The sequence below is a fragment of the Lentzea sp. genome, from assembly GCF_036380075.1.
Taxonomy (GTDB): domain Bacteria; phylum Actinomycetota; class Actinomycetes; order Mycobacteriales; family Pseudonocardiaceae; genus Lentzea.
Genome location: NZ_DASVFL010000387.1, coordinates 1 through 19,982, shown reverse-complemented (window position 1 = coordinate 19,982; position 19,982 = coordinate 1). Strand labels below are relative to the sequence as shown.

Genomic DNA, 19,982 nt, shown 5'->3' with positions numbered 1-19,982 from the left:
GCCTGCCTAGGCCGGCGATCTACGTAGCCGCTGCCGACGCGAAGGGCACCCGCCCGCCGCGAAGGTGGTCGTGTGACGACGCGAACCGCACCGCCCCGCGCCGCCAGGGCGGTGGTCCTGGCCTCGGCCACGCTCACCATCACGGCCGCGGCGGTCATCGCCCCGAGCCTGCCGGCGATGGGCGAGGTCTACGGCGAGGGCGTGCTGGTCCGGCTGGCGCTGACGGTCACGTCGCTCGCCATCGTGGCCGGGTTCTTCGTGACGGGACTGCCGGTGCTGCTCGGCACCAGGGCGGTGCCGGGCCTCGCGACCGCCGGGATCAACCGCGGTCAGCGCGCTGATCACGGACTGGTTCGACGGACCGGAACGTGGGCGGTTCCTGGGCTTCCAGCAGGCTTTCGCGAGTCTCGGCGGGGTGGTGTCGCTGCCGCTGGCCGGCACGGGCTTCCCGAAGCGGGCCGGGTGGATGTACCTGCTGGCCCTGGTGGCCACGCTGGTGTTCCACATGGCGCCGACGCAGCTGCCGTTCCTGCTGCGCGACCTGGACGCGAGCCCGGCGGTCGCCGGGATCTTCCCGGCCGGTTCCTGTCGCCGCTCGTCCTCGCACCCCTGGTCCAGCAGGGCATCGCCACCGCCTTCACCTGGACCGGCTTCGTCACCACCACAGCAGGGGCGGCACTCGCCCTGACGCACGAGGAGAACTGATGATCTACCACGGAATCCGGCTCACGCTGCGGGCCGACGCCTCGCCCGAGAAGGCGGCGGAGGCGCTGGAGAGCCTGCGCAACCAGGGTCGCGTGATCCCCTCGGTCAAGTCGTTCGTCGTCGGCCGCGACTTCGGCGGCGAGTACGAGTGGGGCGCCACGTTCGTCATCGAGGACCTTGACGGCTACTGGGAGTACCTGGTCCACCCGGCGCACCGCAACACCGACCTGATCGGGCTGCCGCTGGCGGACAGGTTCGTGTCGTTCGACATCACCGACGACGAGGACCCGGAGATGGGCGCGAAGATCGCCGCCCTGCACCAGAAGCGCTACGACAACGACCCCGAGCTGACGCGGCTGGTGTCGAACCTCGGCGAGTACTCGGGCAGCGCCGCCCCCGGACAGCACGGGGAGAACCGGTGACGAGCTCGTCAGGTGGGTCCGGGAGTCGCACGAGGCCATGTCCGGCCTGACGTTCTCCGTCCAGGTGGGACCGATCTCGCAGGAGCCGTTCCACGTCGTGCACTGGCTCGCCGAGGCGAAGGGGATCTCGTTCCACGGCACGGACGTCCTGCGCGTCGAGGACGGCAGGATCGTCGAGTACTGGCTCAACGCCGACAGCCTCCGGGCGGCGCAGCAGCTCGGCGCCCTGTCTAGCTGAACAGCTCCCGCAGCCGGCGGCGCGAGTTGATGCCCATCTTGCGGTAGATGTTGCGCAGGTGGGCGTCGACCGTGCGCGGGCTGAGGAACAGCCGGGCGGCGACCTCCTTGGACGTCGCCCCCGTCGCCACCAGCCGCGCGATGTGCTGTTCCTGCGCGGTGAGGTCGTCGGTGGCTGAGACGGACCTGCTGCGGGCGACCTCGCCGGTCGCCTGGAGCTCCTGCGCCGCCCTGGCCGCGAAGGCCTCCATGCCGATGCCGGACATCAGCTCGTGGGCGGTCCGCAGCTGCTCCCGGGCATCGACCCGGCGACCGGCACGGCGCAACCACTCGCCGTAGAGCAGGTGCGCCCGCGCCAGGTACGGCTTGGCGCCCGCCGCCGTGAGCTGGCCCACGGCCTCGCGGTAGTCGTCCTCCTCGCCGGAGACCAACGCCCGTGCGCAGGCGGTGACGCCGAGACCCCACGACGTGCCCGCCGCGAACGTCCGTTCGGTGAGGTCCTCCAGCGCCACGACCGCGGCCTTCTCCTCGCCGCACCGGACCGCCGCCTCGACCAGCTCGGGCAGGGCGACACCGGTGAGGTAGAGGTCGCCGGGCTCGACGGCCAGCCGGGCCGCCTCCAGCGCCGCCGGGTAGTCGCCGGTCGCGTTGTGCAGCTGGGAGGACGCCCAGTGCGCGTTGGCCACCAGCAGACCCGTCCGGCGAGCCGCCGCCCGCGTGCCGCGCGTGATCTGCTCCAGCAGCTCGGCACGGCGTCCCCGCATCGCCGCGAGCTGCAACCGCGGGTAGGGGAACGGGTCGACGCCGAGCGCGTCCGCCACCGCCTCCTCCTCGGCGATGGCCGCCATGGCCGCCCCGAAGTCCCCGGAGTGCACCGCCATGACGGCGGTCTGCGCCAGCCCGAGCCGCAGCACGAACGGCGACCCCGCCTCGCGCCCGGTCCTCGTCAGCCACTCGGTGACGCGCGTGTGGACGCCGGCGTCCCACAGCTCACCGGCGAGCATCGTGGCCAGCGCCGGGTGTTCGGTCCAGGTCAGGCCGTCGAACACCTGGCGCAGCAGGGGGACCGCGGCCCGGTGCCCGTCGGTCGTGAGGACGACTAGGGCGTTCAGCACGTCCGGTGCCGGTGGCAGCGTCCGCGCCTCGTTCACGACGGCGTCCATGACGCCGCTGGCCCGTCCGACCATCAGGCTCGTCTCGAACGCGTCGAGCACGCGCTTCCTGGCCGCCGCACCGCTCTCGCGCCGTGCGGCGCGCAGCAGGAACCCCGGTCCGCTGTTCTCGGTGTCGCGCACCAGCGCCACCTGCCCGCGCAGCACGTCGGCCCGCGCGAGCTGGGAAGGGTCGAGCGCGTCCACGTCGACCGTGCTGAGCAGACCGGCGGCCACGTCGACGGCACCGGCCTCGAACTTCGCCTGCCCGGCCGCGAGCGTGCGTTCCGCCCGCAGCCGCGGGTCCAGCGACAACGCCGCCGCCCGTTCCAGGAACGCCGCCGCGGCCGCCACACCGCCGCGCGCCCGTGCCCGCGACGCCGACCGCTCCAGCTCGGCGGCCACGCCGTCGTCGGGTCCGGTACCGGCCTGCGCCAGGTGCCACACCCGCCGGTCCGGTTCCGCGTCCGCGTCCGTCACGGCCGCGAGCGCGAGGTGCACGGCCTGCCGTTCGGCCGCACTCGCGGCGAGGTAGGCGGCGGACCGCGCGAGCGGGTGGCAGAACCGCACCCGCGTGGACAGGCTGATCAGCCCGGACGCCTCGGCGGCCGCACCGGCGGTCGTCACGTCCAGGCCGAGCTCCCGCGCCGCCGCCCACAGCAGCCGCGGCTCACCCGTCGGGTCGGCTCCGGCGACGATCAGCAGCATCCGGGCGTCGGCCGGCAGCGCGCCGACCCGGCCGCGGAAGCTGGCCTCGACCGCGCCGGGCGCCGACGCCACGTCGGGCAGCGCGAACCCGCCCGCCCTGGGCAGCTCCAGCAACGCCAGCGGGTTGCCGCGCGCCTCCGCGAGCAGCCGTTCGCGGACCTTGCCGTCGACCGACTCGTCCGCCACCAGCGCCCGTGCCGCCGCGTCGGACAGCCCCTCGACCACCAGTCCCGGCAACGCGTCCAGCACGCCCGCCTCCGTCGACCGCACCGCGAAGACCATCGCGACGGGGTCCGACGACAGCCGGCGGCCGAGGAACGCGAACACCTTCTGCGACGCCTCGTCCGCCCAGTGCGCGTCGTCGACCAGGCACAGCAACGGCCTCCCGGCCGCCGCGGCGGCGAACAGGTCCAGCGCGGCCAGCCCGATCCGCAGCACGTCCGGCGCACCGGTGGCCAGCCCGAACGCGACCTCCAGCGCCGCCCGCCGCTCCTCCGGCAGCCCGTGCAGGCGGCCGAGCAACGGCACGCACAGCTGGTGCAGCGCCGCGAACGGGAACTCGGTCTCGAACTCCGACCCCGACGCCTCCAGGACCTCGAACCCGGCCGCCCGCCGCACGTGGTCCAGCAGCGCGCTCTTGCCGATGCCCGCCTCACCGCGCAGGACGAGGGCGCCACCGCGTCCCTCGCGGGCGGAGCCCACCACGGCGTCGAGGCACCGGATCTCGTCTTCGCGACCGAGGAGACGCGAGGGTGTCGTCACGGGGCGAACGGTACCCGCAGCGGTGCGCGGCCCCGGCCCGTCGGGGCGTTTCCGCCGCCGGGGCCACGGGTAGGCAGACCGCATGGCCGACAGTGCGGGCAAGGCCCGAGCAGAAGGGACCGAGGTGACGCTCCGGTCCAAGACGATGGTGCTCGACTTCGAGGGCGAATACCGGGTCGGACGAGCGGGGGACTCCGTCCGCCCCGCGGAGCTGCGGCTGGTCGCTGACCTGCCGGACCTCGGCGGTCAGGAGGACGGCGGCACCGTCGTGCTGGAGCAGGCCGGCGGCTCTCTCGGGGCGTCGGTCGCGCAGCCCGGCGGGGACGTCCGGCTGGTCGCGTCCGGGGACGTGCGGTGGACCTCGCCGGCCGACGGCGAGCTGGCGGCGGACGGCGAGATCGGCTTCGTCCTGGCCGAGGCGCCCGAGTCGACCGTCCTCGTCGTGCGTGAGCTGCGGATCACGTCGGCCTGACGGTTTGCGCACACCCCGCAGGGGTATCCGAGCGGCGCACCAACAGTGTGTTCGGCTGACGGAGGCACAACAGGCATGGAACGCGAAATGCCCGGTGATCTCGACATCGACTTCGACCTGGACTTCGACGACTCGGTGGACCGCCGCACGCGGCAGTACGTCCGCGAGGTCGTGACAGGTCTCGGACTGCGCGGCGACAGCTCGTTCGTCGAGACCCAGCCGCGCGCCGCCGCGTACGTGGCGCTGGACGGGCGGCTGCCCGACTTCCCCGACCACGACGTGGCACTGCTGTGGGACGAGGCGACCGGCTGGTCGGTGGCGGTCGAGGACCGCATCGGCGAGCTCGTGGAGCTGCACCGGCAGGGCGACGACGTGCGGCCCGCCGCGGTCACCGTGGTCCGGTGGGTGCAGGGGCTGCTGCGCACGGAGGTGACCGTGGACAACCGCGACTTCGCCGCGTTCGTGCCGTCGCCGCGCAACGCCGTTCTCTCCTGACCCGGACTCGCCGACGTCGTGAGACCGGCCATGACGCCGAGGTGTTCGCCGAACACCTCGGCGTAGCCGCGTTCACGCCCTCCGAACCGGGGTAGCCGGTCGCATGAGCACCGAACGCCAGCAGGAGCAGCGCTACGACGACGCCAGCCGGACCTCGCTCGACGAGGCCACCGAGGACGACGGCACCACGCCGGGACGCAGCGACTCCGGCTCCACGCACCCCGAACCGAACCCCACCGGCAACGTCGGCCTGTCCGACTACTCCGTGTCCGACGACCCCGACCGGGGCTGACTCAGGACGCGTCGGCGGTGAGGATCGACGTGCCGCGGATCGCGTCCAGCGAGAGCGTCTTGTAGCCGACCTCGTCGAACAGCACCATCAGCTTGTCGTCGTCGTGGTGCACGACGGTTCCCCGTCCCCACTGGTCGTGGCGGACGGGGGAGTTCGGCGGGAACTCCGCGTCGACCTCGTCCTCGGGCGGCAGGCCGTCGTCGCACCGGTCGCAGTGCCCGCACGGCTCGTCGAGCCGCTGGCCGAAGTAGCCGAGCAGGAACCGCCTGCGGCAGCCGCGGGTGCCCGTGTACTCGCGCATCACCTCGATGCGCGACCGGTCCCGCTTCAGCCGGCTATCGGCCCGCTCCCGCGCCACCGCGACCGCCTCGGCCGGCGGGGGAGCGTCGTGCACGTACCGCACGCCGTCCAGCGAGGTGCGCACGACTCCGGCGCTCTCCAGCAGGTTCACCAGGCCGGTGACCTTGCGGCGGGAGCAGTCGACGTGCCGCACCAGGTCGGCGACGGTCGTGGGGGAGCGGTGCACGGCCTCGGCCACCTCGCGGACGCACTGCTCGTCGAGTTTGCGGCCGGTCAGGAACCGTTGCAGGCCCTGGTCCTCCGGGCGGTGGAAGAGCACGATCCCGGCGGGCTCGCCGTCCCGTCCGGCGCGGCCGATCTCCTGGTAGTAGGCGTCGAGCGACCCCGGTGTCGCCGCGTGCACGACGAACCGGACGTCCGGCTTGTCGATGCCCATGCCGAACGCGGAGGTGGCCGCCACGACGTCGAGCGCGCCGCTCATGAAGTCGTCCTGCACCTGGCGCCGGTCCGCGGCCTTCATGCCCGCGTGGAACGCTCCCGCTCGCACGCCGCGCGCGACGAGGTCGGCGGCGTACCGCTCGGTCTCCTTGCGGGTGGCGGTGTAGAGCAGGCCCGGTCCGGGGTGGTCCACGACCCACTCGGTGACGGCCTTCCTGCGGTCGTCCTCGTCGGCGTGGTGGCGCACGGCGAGGTGCAGGTTCGGCCGGTCGAACCCGGCCACGAGCACCGCGGGGTCGCGCAGGCCGAGGTGGCCCGCGATGTCGTCGCGCACGGGACCGCTCGCGGTGGCGGTCAGCGCGAGGACCGGAGGGTGGTCCAGGCTCTCGACGACGTGCCGCAGCCGCAGATAGTCGGGCCGGAAGTCGTGTCCCCACGCGGAGACGCAGTGGGCCTCGTCCACGACGAACAGCGACGGCTTGTGGTCGCGCAGCCGGTCGACGGTCTCGGGGTTCGCGAGCTGTTCCGGTGCCAGGAAGAGGTACTCCGTCTCGGCACGGGCGAACGCCTGCCACGCCTGCTCGTTCTCCTCCGCCGACTGGGCGGAGTTCACCGCGGCGGCGGGCGGCGCCTCGCTGGCCCGCAGCGCCGACACCTGGTCGTGCTGCAGGGCGATCAACGGCGAGACGACGACGGTCGGGCCGTCGAGCAGGATCGCGGGGACCTGGTAGATCGCGGACTTGCCGGCGCCGGTCGGCATGACGACCAGCACGTCGTGGCCGTCGAGGAGGTGCTCCATCGCGACGAGCTGCTCCTGGCGCAGCTCGGTCCAGCCGAAGACCTCCTCGGCGGTTCCGGCGAGGTCCCTCATCCGGCGCGGCGCAGGTCGTACCGGCGCGCGGCCCACTCGGCCAGGCGCGGCCGCAGGGCCAGGTAGACGTCCGGGTCGAGGCCCATGCCGGTGTGGGTGCTGTGCACCTCCACGCAGTCGGCCGACGAGTCGAGGCACAGCTCCCACGGCACGATGCCGTCCGACTTCGAGTACACCGACACCGCCGGCATCCCGTCGGGCAGCGGTGCGGTGATGGCCTTCATGTTGTCCTCGTAGCAGGTGCCGCCGAGGCAGTCCGGGTTCATCAGGCCCGGGAAGCCGACGGAGGCGAGCCGCGCGAGCGCCTTGGCGGCGAGCATCACGTGCGGGTGGGCACCCGCCGGGTCGAGGACCGGGCTGCCGAGCATCACCAGACCGGCCACCAGGTCCGGGCGGCGCGCGGCGGCGAGGCGGGCGAGTCCGCCGCCCCGGCTCTGGCCCAGCAGCACGACCGGGCCGCCCGTGGCCTCCGCGTGCTCCTCGACCCGCCGCTCGACGCGGTCGACGAGCTCGGAGGTGCAGCCCACGTTGAACCCGACGCCCGCGCCGGCCGGGACGTAACCCCGGTCGCGCAGCCACGTCGTCGCGAACGTGAGGCTGAAGTCGTTCGCGCCGAAGCCGGGCACCAGCACCACGCCGAGGCCCGCGCCCTCCTGCGGGTCGGCGCCGCGCCACACCCGGTGGCGCAGCAGGCGGGGGATCGTGAACGCCGCGACGGCGACGTGCTCCCTTGCGAGCGCCCGCAGTCCTCCGGCAGCACCTGTCGTCATGTCCTCACTCCGTTCGTCAGCGCTCCCGAGTAGCCCCGACGGACGCGGCCAAACAGCTAGCAGTGTCACGTTTGCCAGCGGTGCACACCGGCACCCTGCGCATACGACAGATGACCGCCGAGCGCGCCACCCGCTCCCACCGCGACCAGCCCGGCCAGACCCAGGACCTTCCCGGCTTTGTGCCTGCCCCGGCGTCGCAGCGCGTAGGAGGCGGCGAAGCAGGTCACGGCGGCGGTGTTGGCGACGGCGTGCACGAGACCGACCCGGCGTTGCCGCGCGTCGAGACCGCCGTAGTCGGCGAGTCCCAGCAGGATCGTCGGCACGGACGCCACGAGCCCCAGCGCGACGAGCCGGCGGGCCGCGTCCTCACTCCCGGGCCGCGCGTCCAGCACGGCCGCGGACGTCCACGCCCCGATGGGCACGGTGACCATCAAGGGGTGCAACGGGTGCCCCAGCCACTCGCCGCGCACGGCGCGGTCCACGTTCGAGGACCTCAGCGCCCGTCGCACCGCTTCCGCCAAAGATCGCGAGGGACGGTCGACCGCGCGGAGCTCCTCGACTGCCTGCAACACCCCGTGAACATTCATGGCCCGGACTACCCGGAATACCTGCGATTACACGAGGAAAACGCTTCAGCGCAGCGGAAAAATGATCTCGGAGCCGGTCGTTTGCACGGCTTTTCGACGGGTAGCTCGATGGCCAGGACACGCCAACGAGCTGAGGAGTCAGCCGTGACCGAAAACTAGATGGGTGGAATGCCCGCGGCGGCCCGTGACGAGGGCTCCGAAGTCGCACAGCACGCCGTGCAAGCCGCCGGCCAGGTCGGCGGCACCGTCAAGGAGCAGGCCGCTCACGTGACGCACGAGACCGCGGACCAGGCCCGTCGCGTCGTCGGTGACGTGCGGGAGCGCGTCGCCGCGGAGGCGGAGCAGCAGGCGACGCGGGTGTCGAAGCAGCTCGGCCGCATCGCCGACGAGCTGGGCGAGATGGCACGCAGCGCGCCGCCGGACTCCATGTCGGCGGGCGCGATCCGGGGTGCGGCCGACACGAGCAGGCAGGCGGCCAGGTTCCTCGACGAACGCGGTGCGCAGGGACTGCTGGAGTCCGCGCGGGACTACGCCCGGCGCAAGCCCGGCACGTTCCTGCTGGGCGCGGCCGTCGCCGGGTTCCTGGTCGGCCGGGTCGCCAAGAGCGCCACCGGATCGAGCCAGGGACAGGGCCAGGGCGGTCCGGGTTCGCAGGGCGGTGTCGTGCCGGTGGCGGCCGAACGTCCTGCCACCGCAACGGATTACCCCGCGACGTCCGGCTACGGCACGACGCCGGGGTACAGCGCCACGCCGGACTACGGTGCGCCGTTGACGCCGAGCGCGACGCCAGCGGTGCCGCCGGCGGGGGTGCCGCATGTCGAACCCTGAGGTGCCACCGTTGCGCACGGACACCACCGGCGAGTCGCTGGGCGACCTCGTCAGCGACCTCACCGGTGACCTGTCCAAGCTGATGCGGCAGGAGCTGGAGCTCGCGAAGGCCGAGATCCGCCACGAGGCCGCGAAGGCGGGCAAGGCGACGGGCATGCTCGCCGCCGCCGGGTTCGCCGGCTACCTCACCACGGTGCTGCTGAGCCTCGCGCTGGTGTTCGCGCTGGGCGCCGTCATGCCGCTGGGCTGGGCCGCGCTGATCGTCGCGGTGCTGTGGGGCATCGCGGGAGCGGTCCTCTACACCAGCGGCCGAGCCAGGCTGCGCACCGTCAACCCGAAACCCGAACGCACCGTCGAAACCCTGAAGGAGGACGCGGAATGGGCGAAACACCCGACCAGATAAGGCGCGACATCGAAGTGACCCGCGCGGAGCTGCGGGCCGACGCCAACCGCCTGGTCGACCACACGAGCCCGCGGGCCATCGCCCAGCGGCGCGTCCGCGGTGTGCGCCAGGGCCTGGTCTCGATGAGGGAGCGAGTGATGGGAACCGCCACACAGGCCACGACGGCCGTGCGCGAACAGGGGCAGGACGCCGGCAGCGCCGTCGCGGAGAAGGCGGAGCAGGCGGCGCACGCCGTGCAGGAGGCACCGCGCCAGATCGCGCGGCAGGCGCAGGGCAGTCCGCTCGCGGCCGGCCTGATCGCGTTCGGCGGCGGTCTGCTGGTGGCGGCGCTGCTGCCGCGCACGGACGCGGAACGGCAGGCGGTGCAGCAGCTCTCGGACAGCCTGAGCGACGTGGTCGACCCGGCCAAGGAAGCGCTGGCCGAGTCGGCGCAGCACCTCAAGGAGGACGTGCAGTCCACCGTGAGCGACGCGGCCGGTGAGGTCAAGCAGGTCGCCGCCGACGCCGCCCAGACCACGGCCGAGCACACGAAGGAAGCGGCGCAGGACGTCGGCGGGCACGCCCGCGAGTCCGGGCAGCGCCTCACCGGGCGGTGACGGGGTCACTGCACTTCGTGGGCAACGCCACGACGGTGCTCCGGCTCGGGCCGTTCACGCTCCTGACCGATCCCAACTTCCTCCACAGAGGACGCTCAGCGGTGACGAACCGCATGCTTTTCGCGGTTTGTCACCGCTGAGCCGGAGGTTCGAGGAAGTCGGCGCGCACATCGGTCAGGGTGTCGTGTCGAAGAGGCTCACCGATCCGGCGATCGAGATCGCCGATCTGCCCGAGCTGGACGCCGTCGTGCTGTCCCACCTGCACGGCGACCACTTCGACCGGGTCGCGAGCCGTGAGCTGGCCCGCGACCTGCCCGTGTTCACCACCCCGCACGCCGCGAAGCGGTTGTCCCGCAGGGGCTTCACCGAGACCGCGCCGCTGCGGACGTGGGAGACCGTCGTGCTGAGCCGCGGCGCGGCGAAGCTGACGATCACGTCGCTGCCGGGCAGGCACGCGCTGGGACCGCTGGGCCGCCTGCTGCCTCCCGTCATGGGCACCATGCTCGAGTACCGGGAGGCGGCGGGCGTGCTCCCGTTCCGCGTCTACCTCAGTGGCGACACGCTCGTGCACCCGGAGCTGGAGCAGATCCGCGAGCGCTTCGACGGCATCGACCTCGCCGTGCTGCACCTCGGCGGCACCAAGGTGCTCGGCGTCCTGCTCACGATGGACGGCAAACAGGGCACGGACCTGGCGGAGCTGCTCTCCCCGCGCACGACCGTTCCCGTGCACTACGAGGAGTACGGGGTGATGAAGTCACCGCTGTCCGACTTCACCACCGAGATCTCCCGGCGCGCGAACGGCCTGCACGTCCGGGTGGTGGCCCGCGGCGACACGCTGACGCTGTGACGGTGCGGCGGTTCGGCGCCGCGGTCCTGGGTATGCCGGAGGAACTCGCACGAGGACAGGAGGTTCGTGGTGACTGGACCCGGACACGAGGGCGTGGAACACGGCGCCGCCGAGGAGAACAGCGGCGCGCCGCTGACCCGCACGGAGGAAGAGGTCTCGAAGAGGCCGCCGAGCGACCCGGACCAGGAGCAGGGCGCCGGCCTCGACGGCGGCGGCCGCTACGGCGACGACGGCTGACCGGCATGCCCATCCCGGTGGAGGACCTGAAGCAGCTGCTCGAGTCGACCAGACCGGAGGCGACTCTGGTGCACGTCGTCGGCAGCTACGTGGTGGCCGGTCGCGACGAGCTCGCCACCAACGCGATGCGCGGTGCGCTCCCCGTCGTGACCAGGGACGAGCTGCTGGACCGCGTCGGCGGCTGGCCGGTCACCGACCGCGAGCTGGAAGAGGCGGCCGCGATGCTCGGCGCCGCCGTGGACAACAGGGGAGGCTGACCGGTGGCCGCCACCCCGGCCGTGGCCGCGTCGAGCAGCTGGCGTGACGACGAGGGCACGCGCCTGCCCTCCGGTGACGTGCACGCCTGGTGGCCCGGTCAGAACCAGACGCTGTGCGGCGTGCCGCTGAGCCGTGCGCGGCTCGGCAGGTTCCCCGGGGTGCTGTGGATCGACGCCCTGTGGATCCAGGACACCGCGGACACACCGGTGATGGCCATGTGTCCGCGGTGCACCGCCGCGACCCGCTCGAAGAAGGATCGCGGTCATCGTCCACGTGGTGGAAAGCGTGGCAGCGCGCCCACTTCCACTCCTTTCGGCTGGTGAGCGTGTGACCGGTTCGCCACGCTCCGTGTCCTCACCGCCGCTGACCAGGCACGGGTGTGCGCGGCGTTTTCTTCTTGCCCTCCAGGGGTATTCGCCGGTCCCGATTCCCCCGCGGCGCGCATGGGCGCCTTGAGCAGGATGGTGAGACGTGGAGATGACGCCTCCGAAGGACGTGTGGGGGCCTACTGTCGGTGTGGAGGAGGAGTTCCTCCTGGTGGACCCGGTCACCGGCGCGCCGGTGAACCTGGCGGAGGAGGTCGTTTCCCTTGCGCGCGACCAGCTCGGGCTCGAACTGGAGCACGAGCTGACCGGTGCGCAGGTGGAGATCAACACCTCGGTGTGCAAGGACGTCGAGCAGGCCCGCGAGGAGCTGCTGGAGACGCGCCGCCTGGTGGCGAAGGCCGCGCGTGCGGCCGGGTGCCGGGCCGTGGCCGTCGGGGCGCCGCCACTGGGCGAGGCGGTCGGCGAGGTCACGGACAGCCTGCGGTACCGGCGGATCGCCCGCGAGTTCGGCGCTCTGGCCGAGCAGCAGCTGATCTGCGGTTGTCACGTCCACGTGGCCGTGCCGGACCGCGAGACCGCGGTGCAGGTGTGCAACCACGTGCGGCCGTGGCTGCCGGTGCTGGCCGCCGTGACGGCGAACTCGCCGTTCTCCGGCGGTGAGGACACCGGGTTCGCCAGCTGGCGTTCGACGGTGTGGTCGCGGTGGCCGGTCTCCGGTCCGCCGCCGGTGTTCACCTCGTGGGAGCACTACGAGGAAGTCTGCGACACCATGATCACGGCGGGTACCGCCCTGGACCGGGCGATGGTGTACTGGGACGTCCGTCCCGCGACCGAGCTGCCCACCGTGGAGGTCCGCGTCTCGGACGTCGCGGCGACCGTGGACGACGCGGTACTGCTCGCGGCGCTGGTCCGCGCTCTGGTGGCGCAGGCGGTCGTGGACATCGAGCGCGGCGTCGAGGCCGTGCCCGTCTCGCAGGAGGTGCTGCGGCAGGCGTGCTGGAGCGCGGCCAACGAAGGCTTGCGGGGAACGATCCTCGACGTGCTGGCGGGCGAGCCCCGGCCGGTGCGCGACCAGCTGGACGACCTGGTGCGGAAGCTGACGCCGGTGTTCGAGGCCAACGGCGACCTGCCGGCCGTGCAACGCGGTCTGCGGTTGCTGGACACCGAGGGCAGCGGTGCGGACCGGCAGCGCCGGGCGTTCCGCGGCGGTCAGGTCGAGCCGCTGCTGAGCATGCTGGACGTCGACAACGCGGACCGCGCCGAGGAGACGGCGGCCTCGTAGCTCGTCCACAGAGGATTCTTCGTGGCTGTGGCCCCGCATCTCGGTGCGGGGCCACAGTTCTGTCCGAGGTTGTCCGGATACCCGGACACGCGAAGAGGGCCCGCATCGTCGTGATGCAGGCCCTCTGTCCGCTGTGGGGAGGTCAGTCCTTCTTGAAGACGTCCTTCACCTTCTCGGCGGCTTCCTTGAGGTGACCCTTGCCCTGGTCGGCGGCGCCTTCCGCCTGCAGACCCGGGTCGTCCGTGGCGTCGCCGACGCCTTCCTTCACCTTGCCCTTGAGCTGGTCGCCCTTGGCTTCGAGCTTGTCATCGGCACCCATGTCGTCCTTCCCCGCCACCTGAACCTCAGGCGCGACATCCACTTCCGGGGTGCCCGGAACCGGCGGCGGTGACACGTCTTTTCCGCGTCACGTCACAGAAGTCGCTTGATCTCACCCCGAGCGCGGTAGAAGCCGCCGCTCGCCGACGTGTGGATCTCCGTGACCAGGTAACGGGCGCCGGGCACGCGGATGTCCTTCGGGAACTGCACGGCGCGAGCGCGGTCGTAGCCGTCGGACACCACGTGCACGCGCAGACGTCCGCTCTCCTGAACGCACTCCACGATGACGCCACCGGCGGGCACCGCGCTCGCCACGACGGTCTCGACCTCCGTGGTGGCCTCGACGCGCTGCCAGTGGTCGGCCTTGATGTCGTTGCGCCGCGGCAGCTCACCCTGCTCGGCCGCGTGGATGGCGGCCGGGCTCGCGTCGATGCACGCCAGCGACCCGTCGGTGGTGACGATGTAGAGCCGTTCGTCGCGGTACTGCATGGAATACGCCGAACCGCAGCCCGTGCCGAGCTTCCACAGCCGCGTGCCGTCGGCGGCGAAGCAGTAGACCGATGAGTGGTTGTCGCCCGCGAACACGTACCCGCCGTCCGGCGAGGTCGCACACGAGAAAACTGCGGCGTCGCAACGATAACGCGCCGTCTCCGCGCCCGTGGCGCGGGAGAGCCGGTGCACCCAGCCGCGGCTCGTGCCCGCGAACACCTCGGCCGGCTCCTGCCAGCCGAACAGCACGGACCCCGTGGTCTCGGCGTGCCACACGGGTTCACCGGTGCGCGCCGCGTAGTGCGTGACGCCGCGCGAATGCCCGTGGAACACGCCTTCCGGCGCACACCGCACCATCCACGCGCTGTCGCCGCTGCTGCGCCGCGACCACTGGAACTCGTCCTCGTGGTCGACGATCGTGATGCCGCCCTGCCGGTCGGACACGCCGAGCACGCCGTCGTCGATGTCGAGCCAGTAGATGTCGACGTCGGCGGCGATCTCGTACGCGACCCGCGGCACCTTGCCCCCGAGGTCGTACACCCGGCCGTCGTCGCAGCCCGCGTAGATCCAGAAGTCGTCCGCCACGATGCACTTCACGCCGTCCGGCAGCCCGTAGCGGCCGGTGACCTGCCCGTCGTGCGCGAGCGTGAACACGTCACCGCGCTGGTTGCCGACCCACGCCTCGTCCTCGCCGATGAAGATGCCGAACGCCGGCGCACCGGAGTGGAACCGCCACAGCACAGGCGCCTGCCGCGCACTCGACCGCACACTCGCGATCTCGCGCCGCGTGATCGCCCGCCGCTGCCGCTGCCCCTTCACCGCGGGCGCGTACCCCTTGCGCACCTTCTCGCCGATCTTCTTCTCGGCGGCCGTCACCGCCTTGGCGACGTCGGCGAACGTCGAAGTGCGCGTGGAACCCCGCTCGCCGATGCGGCCGAACGTGATCGTGACCGTCGTGCCGTCGACGACGACCTCGTAGAACTTGTGCGCACTACCGCCGGACTCCGACAGCTCCAGGTACGTGGTGGCAGCAGCCACGGTGTTCCCCCTCGTGTTGATCAGCTGGTCGTGACCGTAGCAAGGGGGTCCGACAATTCCGGTCGCCGCTGGTGGAGTGGTGGTCCGACGGGCGGAACCCGGTGGGGGACAGCCGTTTCTCAGCCGCCGTCGACCCCGGGGTGGTCCTTCAGCTGCCGGCGGGACGTCACCCCGAGCTTGCGGAAGATCTCCCGCAGGTGCGCGTCCACCGTGCGCTTGCTGATGAACAGCTCGGTCGCGGCTTCGTTCGACGTCGCGCCCGCTGCCACCAGCCGGGCGACGGCCACCTGTTGCACCGTCAGCTGTTCGTGGGCGGACGGGGTGGTGCGGCGCTCGACGCGCTGGCCCGCTGCGCGCAGTTCGTCGGCGGCTCTGGCGGCGAAGGCCTCGGCTCCCGACCCGGCGAGCAGGGTGTGGGCCGTGCGCAGCTCCACCACCGCGTCCTTCCTGCGTCCCTTGCGGCGCAACCATTCGCCGTACAGCAGGTGGGCGCGGCCCTGGTACGGGCGCAGCCCGCTGTCCGCCAGGTGCGCGACGGCCTCGCGGTAGTCGGCCTCGGCGCCCGTCACCAGTGCGCGGGCGCAGGCCGTGACGCCTCGGGCCAGAGGTGTTCCCGCGGCTCGGGTGCGGTCGGTCAGCGCTGCCAGGGCCCGGGCGGCCTCGGCGGGCTCGTGGCACCTGACGGCGGCCTCGACCAGTTCCGGAAGCGCCGCGCCGGTGAGGAACAGGTCGTCGTGCTCCGTCGCGGCGCGGGCCGCGGTCAGGGCCGCCGGGTAGTCGGCCAGGCCGTTGTGCAGGACGGCGGCGGACCAGTCCGCGCTCGCCACGTGGCCGCCGGGGGTCCTGCCCGCCCTGATCAGCTCCAGGGTCTCCTCGCGGCGGCCGCGCAGCGCGGCTATCTGGAGGCGGTGGTACAGCAACGGGGGTTCGCCCACGGCGTCGGCGACCGCCTCCTCCTCGGCGGTCGCGGCCAGCGCCTCGCCCAGGTCGCCCGTCAGGAACGCCGAGGTGGCCTTCTGCGCGTGGGCGAGCCGGAGCAGCAGCGGCGAGCCCGACTCGCGGCCCGCCTCCAGGAGCCGGTCGGCGATGGCGACGTGGGTGCCGATGTCCCAGAGCTCGGTGCTGATCATCGACGCCAGCGCGGGGCGGCGGCTCCACAGCCGGCCGCCCTCGTCGTGCAGCGCGGCGCGCAGCAGGGGCAGGGCCGTGGCGTGCCCGTCCTCGGCCAGGGTGACCAGCGCTTCGAGGAGGTCCGGTGAGCTCGGCGGGGGAGCGCAGGCGCGGGCGGCGGTGAGGACCTCGGCGACGACGCCGCCGGGCCGTCCGACGACCAGGCTCATCTCCAGGGCGTCGAGGAAGCAGTCCCGCGCCCGGTCGGGGTCCAGGGTGGACAGCCGCCGGGCCGCGCTCACCGTCCACGACGGACCGGTGCCGTCCGCGGGACGGGTGAACGCGATGCGGCCGCGCAGCAGGTCGGCGCGGGCGCGGTGGAACCCGTCGAGCGCGTCCGTCTCGACGGTGGCGAGGAGGTCCTCGGCGCGGTCGGCGGCGCCCGCCTCGATGCAGGCCTCGACGGCGGCCAGGGTGCGTTCGACCCGGCTGCGCGTGTGCAACGACAGGGCGACGGCGCGTTCGAGGAACGCGGCCGCGGCGGCGACACCTCCGCGTGAACGGGCGCGCGAGGCGCAGTGCTCCAGGTCCATCGCGACCTTCTCGTCCGGTCCCGCGCAGGCCTGGGCGCGGTGCCAGGCCCGCCGGTCCGGGGCGGTGAGCGAGTCCGTGACGTCGGCCAGCGCGCCGTGGGCCGCCCGCCGCGTCGCGTCCGGAGCGGCCCGGTAGACCGCCGAGCGGGCCAGCGGGTGGCAGAAGCGCACCCGCGCGGAGAACTCGACCAGGCCGGTGGCCGCGGCGTCCGCGCTGGCCGGCGGCAGGTCGACGCCCAGCGCCTCGGCGGCGGGCCACAGCAGGCCGGGGTCACCGGTGGGGTCGGCGCCGGCGATCGTCAGCAGCAGCCGCGCGTCGTCGGACAGACCGGTGAGCCGCGCGCGGAAGCCCTCCTCGATCCGCGACGGCACCGAGGACGCGGCCGGGACGGCGAAACCACCGGCCGGGGGCAGCTCGAGCAACGCGAGCGGGTTGCCGTTCGCCTCGGCGACGAGCCGGTCGCGGACGCGGTCGTCCAAGGGGAACGGGTTGCGCGCGGCGAGCAGCGCCCTGGCGTCGTGGTCGCTCAACGGGGCCACGTCGAGCCACGGCAGCTCGGTCATCTCGCCTGCCACGTGCGGGGAGCGCAGCGCGAACAGGACCGCGACCGGGTCCGCGCCGACCCGGCGGGCCAGGAACGCCAGCGCCCGCGACGACGCCTCGTCGAGCCACTGCGCGTCGTCGACCACGCACAGGACGGGCTGGTCACCGCCGACCGCCGCGACGAGCTCCAGTACCGCGAGGCCGACCTGGAACGGCTGCGGCGTCCCGCCGGCCAGTCCGAACGCGATCCGCAACGCCTCGCGGCGCTGACCGGGCAGCGCGTCGAGGTGGCCGAGCACCGGCACGCAGAGCTGGTGCAGGGCGGAGTACGGCAGCTCCTGCTCGAACTCCGACCCGTCCGCCCGCAGCACCTGGAACCCGGACGCCGACTCCACGGCGTGCGCCAGCAGCGTGCTCTTGCCGATGCCCGCCTCGCCGCCGAGCACCAGCGCACCGCCCCGGCCGCCGCGGGCGGCCGCGACCAGCTCGTCGACACGGCGCCGCTCGCCGTGCCGGCCGATCATCGCCACGTCGGCGGGGCTGGTCACGCCGTCCATTCTGGCGGGTGGGGCCTCACCCCTCGCTCGCGGCCACCTTCCCGCGGCGGGCGAGCGGGGCGAGGAAGCGCTGCACGATGAAGTACTCGGACACCAGAACGTTGCCCAGCAACGACAACCACGCGCTGACGGTGTAGACCTCGCGGTACTCGAGCCACGTCACCGAGTTCATCAGCGCGATCAGCGGCAGCTGGTAGAGCCGCAGGGTGACCGCGGCGAAGGTGAGCGTGTAGTTGCGGATCATCCAGACGCGGTGCAGCTGCACCTCGCCGCGCCGGATCGTGCGGTACGCCTTCGCCGCGGTGAACAGCCACGCGACGATCAGGACGAAGAACGCCACCTGGAGGGCGAAGCCGCTCTTCGTGACGGCCGACGAGTACACGGCGGCCAGCGACGCGGCGACGACGGAGATCAGGTAGACCCTGCCCGTGACCCGGTGCAGCCTCGGGTAGCGCACCCGCAGCTTCGGGATGAACTGCCACGGACCGGTGATGAGCGCGATGCCGGCGGGCACGGCGTGGATCACGAGGCTCGTGTAGTAGCCGGGCGTGATCCGGTCGAGGCCCGGCACGGTGGTGCCCCCGACCAGGTAGGGCGGCACGAAGACGCCGGCGGTGACGAGCGCGAGCACGGCGACGAGTCCCCACCCGAACCACCACCAGCGCTTGCCGGAGGTCCGTGACACGACTGCTGTGGACATGCCTTGATCCCACTTCCTGTGCTGAGACGATCGCGTCGATCTTGTGCTCGGCACAGGCGGGTCGCGTCGGCAGAACGTGCCTACATCCGGCGTCCCCTCCGCTCATCGGCGCGGTTCCCAGCGGAACAGGCGGGACGCGAGCACGGCGGCCACGACGACCCAGGCGAGGGTGGGGGCCAGCAGGAGCAGCGAGTCCGCCACGGCGACGCCGCCGCTCCACGCGTTCACGACCAGCTCGGTCGCCGACCCGCCCGGCAGCAGGCGCTTGAGCAGCGTGAGGTCCTCGGTGCCGCTGATGCCGACCCAACTGGCCACGGCCACGACGCCGAGGCAGACGGGCAGCGTGGTGACCTGGGCGTGCTCGGGGGAGCCGGTGAGCCCGGCGGTGGCCAGCGCGAGGCCGACCATCATGACCGCGGTGGTGAGCACGGCCGCCGCCAGGAGCGGCAGGTCGTCCGGCGCCTCGGTGACGACGGCCAGCACGGTCATGATCACGGTGACCTGCACCAGCGCGATCGCGGCGGCCGGCAGGACGAGCGCGGTCAGGATGCCCGCGTCGGACGCGGCGGTGGACCGCAGGCGCTTGAGGAACAGGTTCTGCCGGCGGGAGGCCAGGGTCGTCACGGAGCCGGCGTACAGGCCGAACCCGGTCACCGTGAACATGACGATCGCCGCGATGTAGCCGAGGCTGCCGATCTGCGTGAAGAGGTCGTGCTGGTAGAGGAAGAACGCGCTGACCGCGATCGGCATGACGAAGCTGGTCACCAGCACCGACCGGTTGCGGAAGAGCTGCACGAGCTCGCTGAGGAAGAGGGAGCGCACGACGGGGTCCTTTCTGGATGGTGAGGGGGTCAGGCTTCGCCGATGGCGCGGAAGACGTCGTCGAGGCGCGTCGGCCCGGCCTCCAGGTCCTGGAGCTCCACGGCGTGGTCCTCGGCCCAGCGCAGCAGCACGGACAGGGCCTTCTGGAGCTCGAACGTCTCCACGAGGTACCGGTCGCCGCCCTCGGGCGCGGCCTGCAGCGGCAACGCCGGCGCGGTCGCGGGCAGGCCGAAGCGGATCACCGACGGCAGCGTCCTGGTCAGTTCGGCGACCGTGCCCTCGCGGTGGAACCGGCCGCGGTGCATCAGGCCGATGCGGTCGGCGTGCTGCTGCGCCTCCTCGAGGTAGTGGGTGGTGAGGACGACGGTGGTGCCGTCCTCGCGCAACTTGTCCACTGTGGACCAGAGGTCGTCGCGGGACTGGATGTCGAGGCCGGTGGTGGGTTCGTCCAGGAAGATCAGCTCGGGCGTGCCGTAGACGGTGGTGGCGAAGTCGAGCCGGCGCTTCTCCCCGCCGGACAGCTGCGAGACCCTGGTGTCCGCCTTGCGGGTGAGGTCGACGACGTCGAGGACGCGGTCGACGCGGTCGGTGCGGCGGGTGAGCGAGCCGACCAGCCGGACCGACTCCGCCACGGTCAGGTCGGGGGTGAACCCGCTGTCCTGCAACATGATCCCCATCCGCGGGCGCACGGCGGCGCGGTCGGCGGGGTTCCTGCCGAAGACGCGCACGGTGCCCGAGGTGGCGGTGCGGTGGCCCTCGACGGTCTCCAGCGTCGAGGTCTTGCCGGCGCCGTTGGTGCCCAGGAGCGCGTACAGCTCGCCCCG

Annotated in this window: 24 protein-coding genes; 14 read left to right on the top strand and 10 right to left on the bottom strand. The window is 72.9% G+C overall.

Going from position 1 to position 19,982, the window contains the following annotated elements:
• The first annotated feature begins 72 nt into the window (after window positions 1-72).
• From VF330_RS42140 to VF330_RS40505, 3 genes are read left to right on the top strand one after another with little or no spacing between them, the layout of a single operon-like run.
• Complete coding sequence (locus tag VF330_RS42140; RefSeq protein ID WP_422655576.1) at window positions 73-705, top strand: hypothetical protein; 633 nt, start codon at window positions 73-75, stop codon at window positions 703-705.
• The gene (locus VF330_RS40510) at window positions 705-1,127 is read left to right on the top strand and encodes a Dabb family protein (protein WP_330857065.1); all 423 of its coding nucleotides are present in this window, start codon (window positions 705-707) and stop codon (window positions 1,125-1,127) included. Before VF330_RS42140 ends, VF330_RS40510 begins: the two co-directional genes overlap by 1 nt.
• 37 nt (window positions 1,128-1,164) lie before the next feature.
• Window positions 1,165-1,365 (top strand): ester cyclase, encoded by a 201-nt coding sequence (locus VF330_RS40505; RefSeq protein WP_330857064.1) that lies wholly within the window; start codon window positions 1,165-1,167, stop codon window positions 1,363-1,365.
• Here VF330_RS40505 and VF330_RS40500 read toward each other — a convergent pair.
• On the bottom strand, window positions 1,358-3,985 hold the full coding sequence (locus VF330_RS40500; RefSeq protein ID WP_330857063.1) for an AAA family ATPase: 2,628 nt from the start codon (window positions 3,983-3,985) through the stop codon (window positions 1,358-1,360). The genes VF330_RS40505 and VF330_RS40500 overlap by 8 nt on opposite strands.
• Before the next feature lie 82 nt (window positions 3,986-4,067).
• Here VF330_RS40500 and VF330_RS40495 point away from each other — a divergent pair, with 82 nt between their 5' ends.
• The 3 genes from VF330_RS40495 to VF330_RS40485 all read left to right on the top strand — a co-directional run bounded on the left by VF330_RS40495 (window position 4,068) and on the right by VF330_RS40485 (window position 5,244).
• Window positions 4,068-4,457, top strand: a complete 390-nt coding sequence (locus VF330_RS40495) for a hypothetical protein (RefSeq protein ID WP_330857062.1) — start codon at window positions 4,068-4,070, stop codon at window positions 4,455-4,457.
• Between the two features lie 75 nt (window positions 4,458-4,532).
• Window positions 4,533-4,952 (top strand): DUF6292 family protein, encoded by a 420-nt coding sequence (locus VF330_RS40490; protein WP_330857061.1) that lies wholly within the window; start codon window positions 4,533-4,535, stop codon window positions 4,950-4,952.
• Between the two features lie 103 nt (window positions 4,953-5,055).
• Entirely contained in the window at window positions 5,056-5,244 is a 189-nt protein-coding gene (locus tag VF330_RS40485) for a hypothetical protein (protein ID WP_330857060.1), read from the top strand.
• 1 nt (window position 5,245) lies between these two features.
• On the opposite strand, the gene VF330_RS40480 is transcribed toward VF330_RS40485, so the two are convergent.
• The 3 genes from VF330_RS40480 to VF330_RS40470 form a co-directional block, all read right to left on the bottom strand.
• Window positions 5,246-6,853 (bottom strand): RecQ family ATP-dependent DNA helicase, encoded by a 1,608-nt coding sequence (locus tag VF330_RS40480; RefSeq protein ID WP_330857059.1) that lies wholly within the window; start codon window positions 6,851-6,853, stop codon window positions 5,246-5,248.
• The gene (locus VF330_RS40475; protein WP_330857058.1) at window positions 6,850-7,623 is read right to left on the bottom strand and encodes an alpha/beta hydrolase; all 774 of its coding nucleotides are present in this window, start codon (window positions 7,621-7,623) and stop codon (window positions 6,850-6,852) included. Before VF330_RS40475 ends, VF330_RS40480 begins: the two co-directional genes overlap by 4 nt.
• A 65-nt stretch (window positions 7,624-7,688) precedes the next feature.
• Window positions 7,689-8,195 (bottom strand): DUF2231 domain-containing protein, encoded by a 507-nt coding sequence (locus VF330_RS40470; protein WP_330857057.1) that lies wholly within the window; start codon window positions 8,193-8,195, stop codon window positions 7,689-7,691.
• A 174-nt stretch (window positions 8,196-8,369) separates the two neighbouring features.
• Here VF330_RS40470 and VF330_RS40465 point away from each other — a divergent pair, with 174 nt between their 5' ends.
• From VF330_RS40465 to VF330_RS40430, 8 genes are all read left to right on the top strand, one after another.
• Window positions 8,370-9,038: a hypothetical protein gene (locus VF330_RS40465; protein ID WP_330857056.1), complete on the top strand. Its 669-nt coding sequence runs from the start codon at window positions 8,370-8,372 to the stop codon at window positions 9,036-9,038.
• The gene (locus VF330_RS40460; RefSeq protein ID WP_330857055.1) at window positions 9,025-9,441 is read left to right on the top strand and encodes a phage holin family protein; all 417 of its coding nucleotides are present in this window, start codon (window positions 9,025-9,027) and stop codon (window positions 9,439-9,441) included. The genes VF330_RS40465 and VF330_RS40460 overlap by 14 nt, the downstream gene beginning before the upstream one ends.
• Entirely contained in the window at window positions 9,417-10,037 is a 621-nt protein-coding gene (locus VF330_RS40455; RefSeq protein ID WP_330857054.1) for a DUF3618 domain-containing protein, read from the top strand. Before VF330_RS40460 ends, VF330_RS40455 begins: the two co-directional genes overlap by 25 nt.
• Window positions 10,038-10,221: 184 nt before the next feature.
• Window positions 10,222-10,884 carry an MBL fold metallo-hydrolase gene (locus VF330_RS40450; RefSeq protein WP_330857053.1) on the top strand — a complete coding sequence of 221 codons (663 nt, stop codon included), beginning with the start codon at window positions 10,222-10,224 and terminating at the stop codon, window positions 10,882-10,884.
• Between the two features lie 69 nt (window positions 10,885-10,953).
• Window positions 10,954-11,121 carry a hypothetical protein gene (locus tag VF330_RS40445; protein WP_330857052.1) on the top strand — a complete coding sequence of 56 codons (168 nt, stop codon included), beginning with the start codon at window positions 10,954-10,956 and terminating at the stop codon, window positions 11,119-11,121.
• A gap of 5 nt (window positions 11,122-11,126) precedes the next feature.
• Window positions 11,127-11,378: a hypothetical protein gene (locus VF330_RS40440; RefSeq protein ID WP_330857051.1), complete on the top strand. Its 252-nt coding sequence runs from the start codon at window positions 11,127-11,129 to the stop codon at window positions 11,376-11,378.
• A gap of 3 nt (window positions 11,379-11,381) precedes the next feature.
• Window positions 11,382-11,702, top strand: a complete 321-nt coding sequence (locus tag VF330_RS40435; protein ID WP_330857050.1) for a hypothetical protein — start codon at window positions 11,382-11,384, stop codon at window positions 11,700-11,702.
• 154 nt (window positions 11,703-11,856) lie between these two features.
• Window positions 11,857-12,987, top strand: coding sequence for a glutamate--cysteine ligase (locus tag VF330_RS40430; protein ID WP_330857049.1), 1,131 nt, complete (start codon window positions 11,857-11,859; stop codon window positions 12,985-12,987).
• Between the two features lie 142 nt (window positions 12,988-13,129).
• Here the strand turns inward: VF330_RS40430 and VF330_RS40425 are convergent, their stop codons facing one another.
• The 6 genes from VF330_RS40425 to VF330_RS40400 all read right to left on the bottom strand — a co-directional run.
• Window positions 13,130-13,306, bottom strand: coding sequence for a CsbD family protein (locus VF330_RS40425; protein ID WP_330857048.1), 177 nt, complete (start codon window positions 13,304-13,306; stop codon window positions 13,130-13,132).
• Window positions 13,307-13,398: 92 nt separating this feature from the next.
• Window positions 13,399-14,832, bottom strand: a complete 1,434-nt coding sequence (locus tag VF330_RS40420; RefSeq protein ID WP_330857047.1) for a WGR domain-containing protein — start codon at window positions 14,830-14,832, stop codon at window positions 13,399-13,401.
• Window positions 14,833-14,951: 119 nt separating this feature from the next.
• Entirely contained in the window at window positions 14,952-17,636 is a 2,685-nt protein-coding gene (locus VF330_RS40415) for an ATP-binding protein (protein ID WP_414675546.1), read from the bottom strand.
• A 16-nt stretch (window positions 17,637-17,652) separates the two neighbouring features.
• Window positions 17,653-18,336, bottom strand: a complete 684-nt coding sequence (locus VF330_RS40410) for a DUF2306 domain-containing protein (RefSeq protein ID WP_330857045.1) — start codon at window positions 18,334-18,336, stop codon at window positions 17,653-17,655.
• A gap of 102 nt (window positions 18,337-18,438) precedes the next feature.
• Window positions 18,439-19,158 (bottom strand): ABC transporter permease, encoded by a 720-nt coding sequence (locus VF330_RS40405; RefSeq protein WP_330857044.1) that lies wholly within the window; start codon window positions 19,156-19,158, stop codon window positions 18,439-18,441.
• 29 nt (window positions 19,159-19,187) lie between these two features.
• Window positions 19,188-19,982: ABC transporter ATP-binding protein (locus VF330_RS40400; RefSeq protein WP_330857043.1), on the bottom strand; the 795-nt coding region annotated here is incomplete at its 5' end.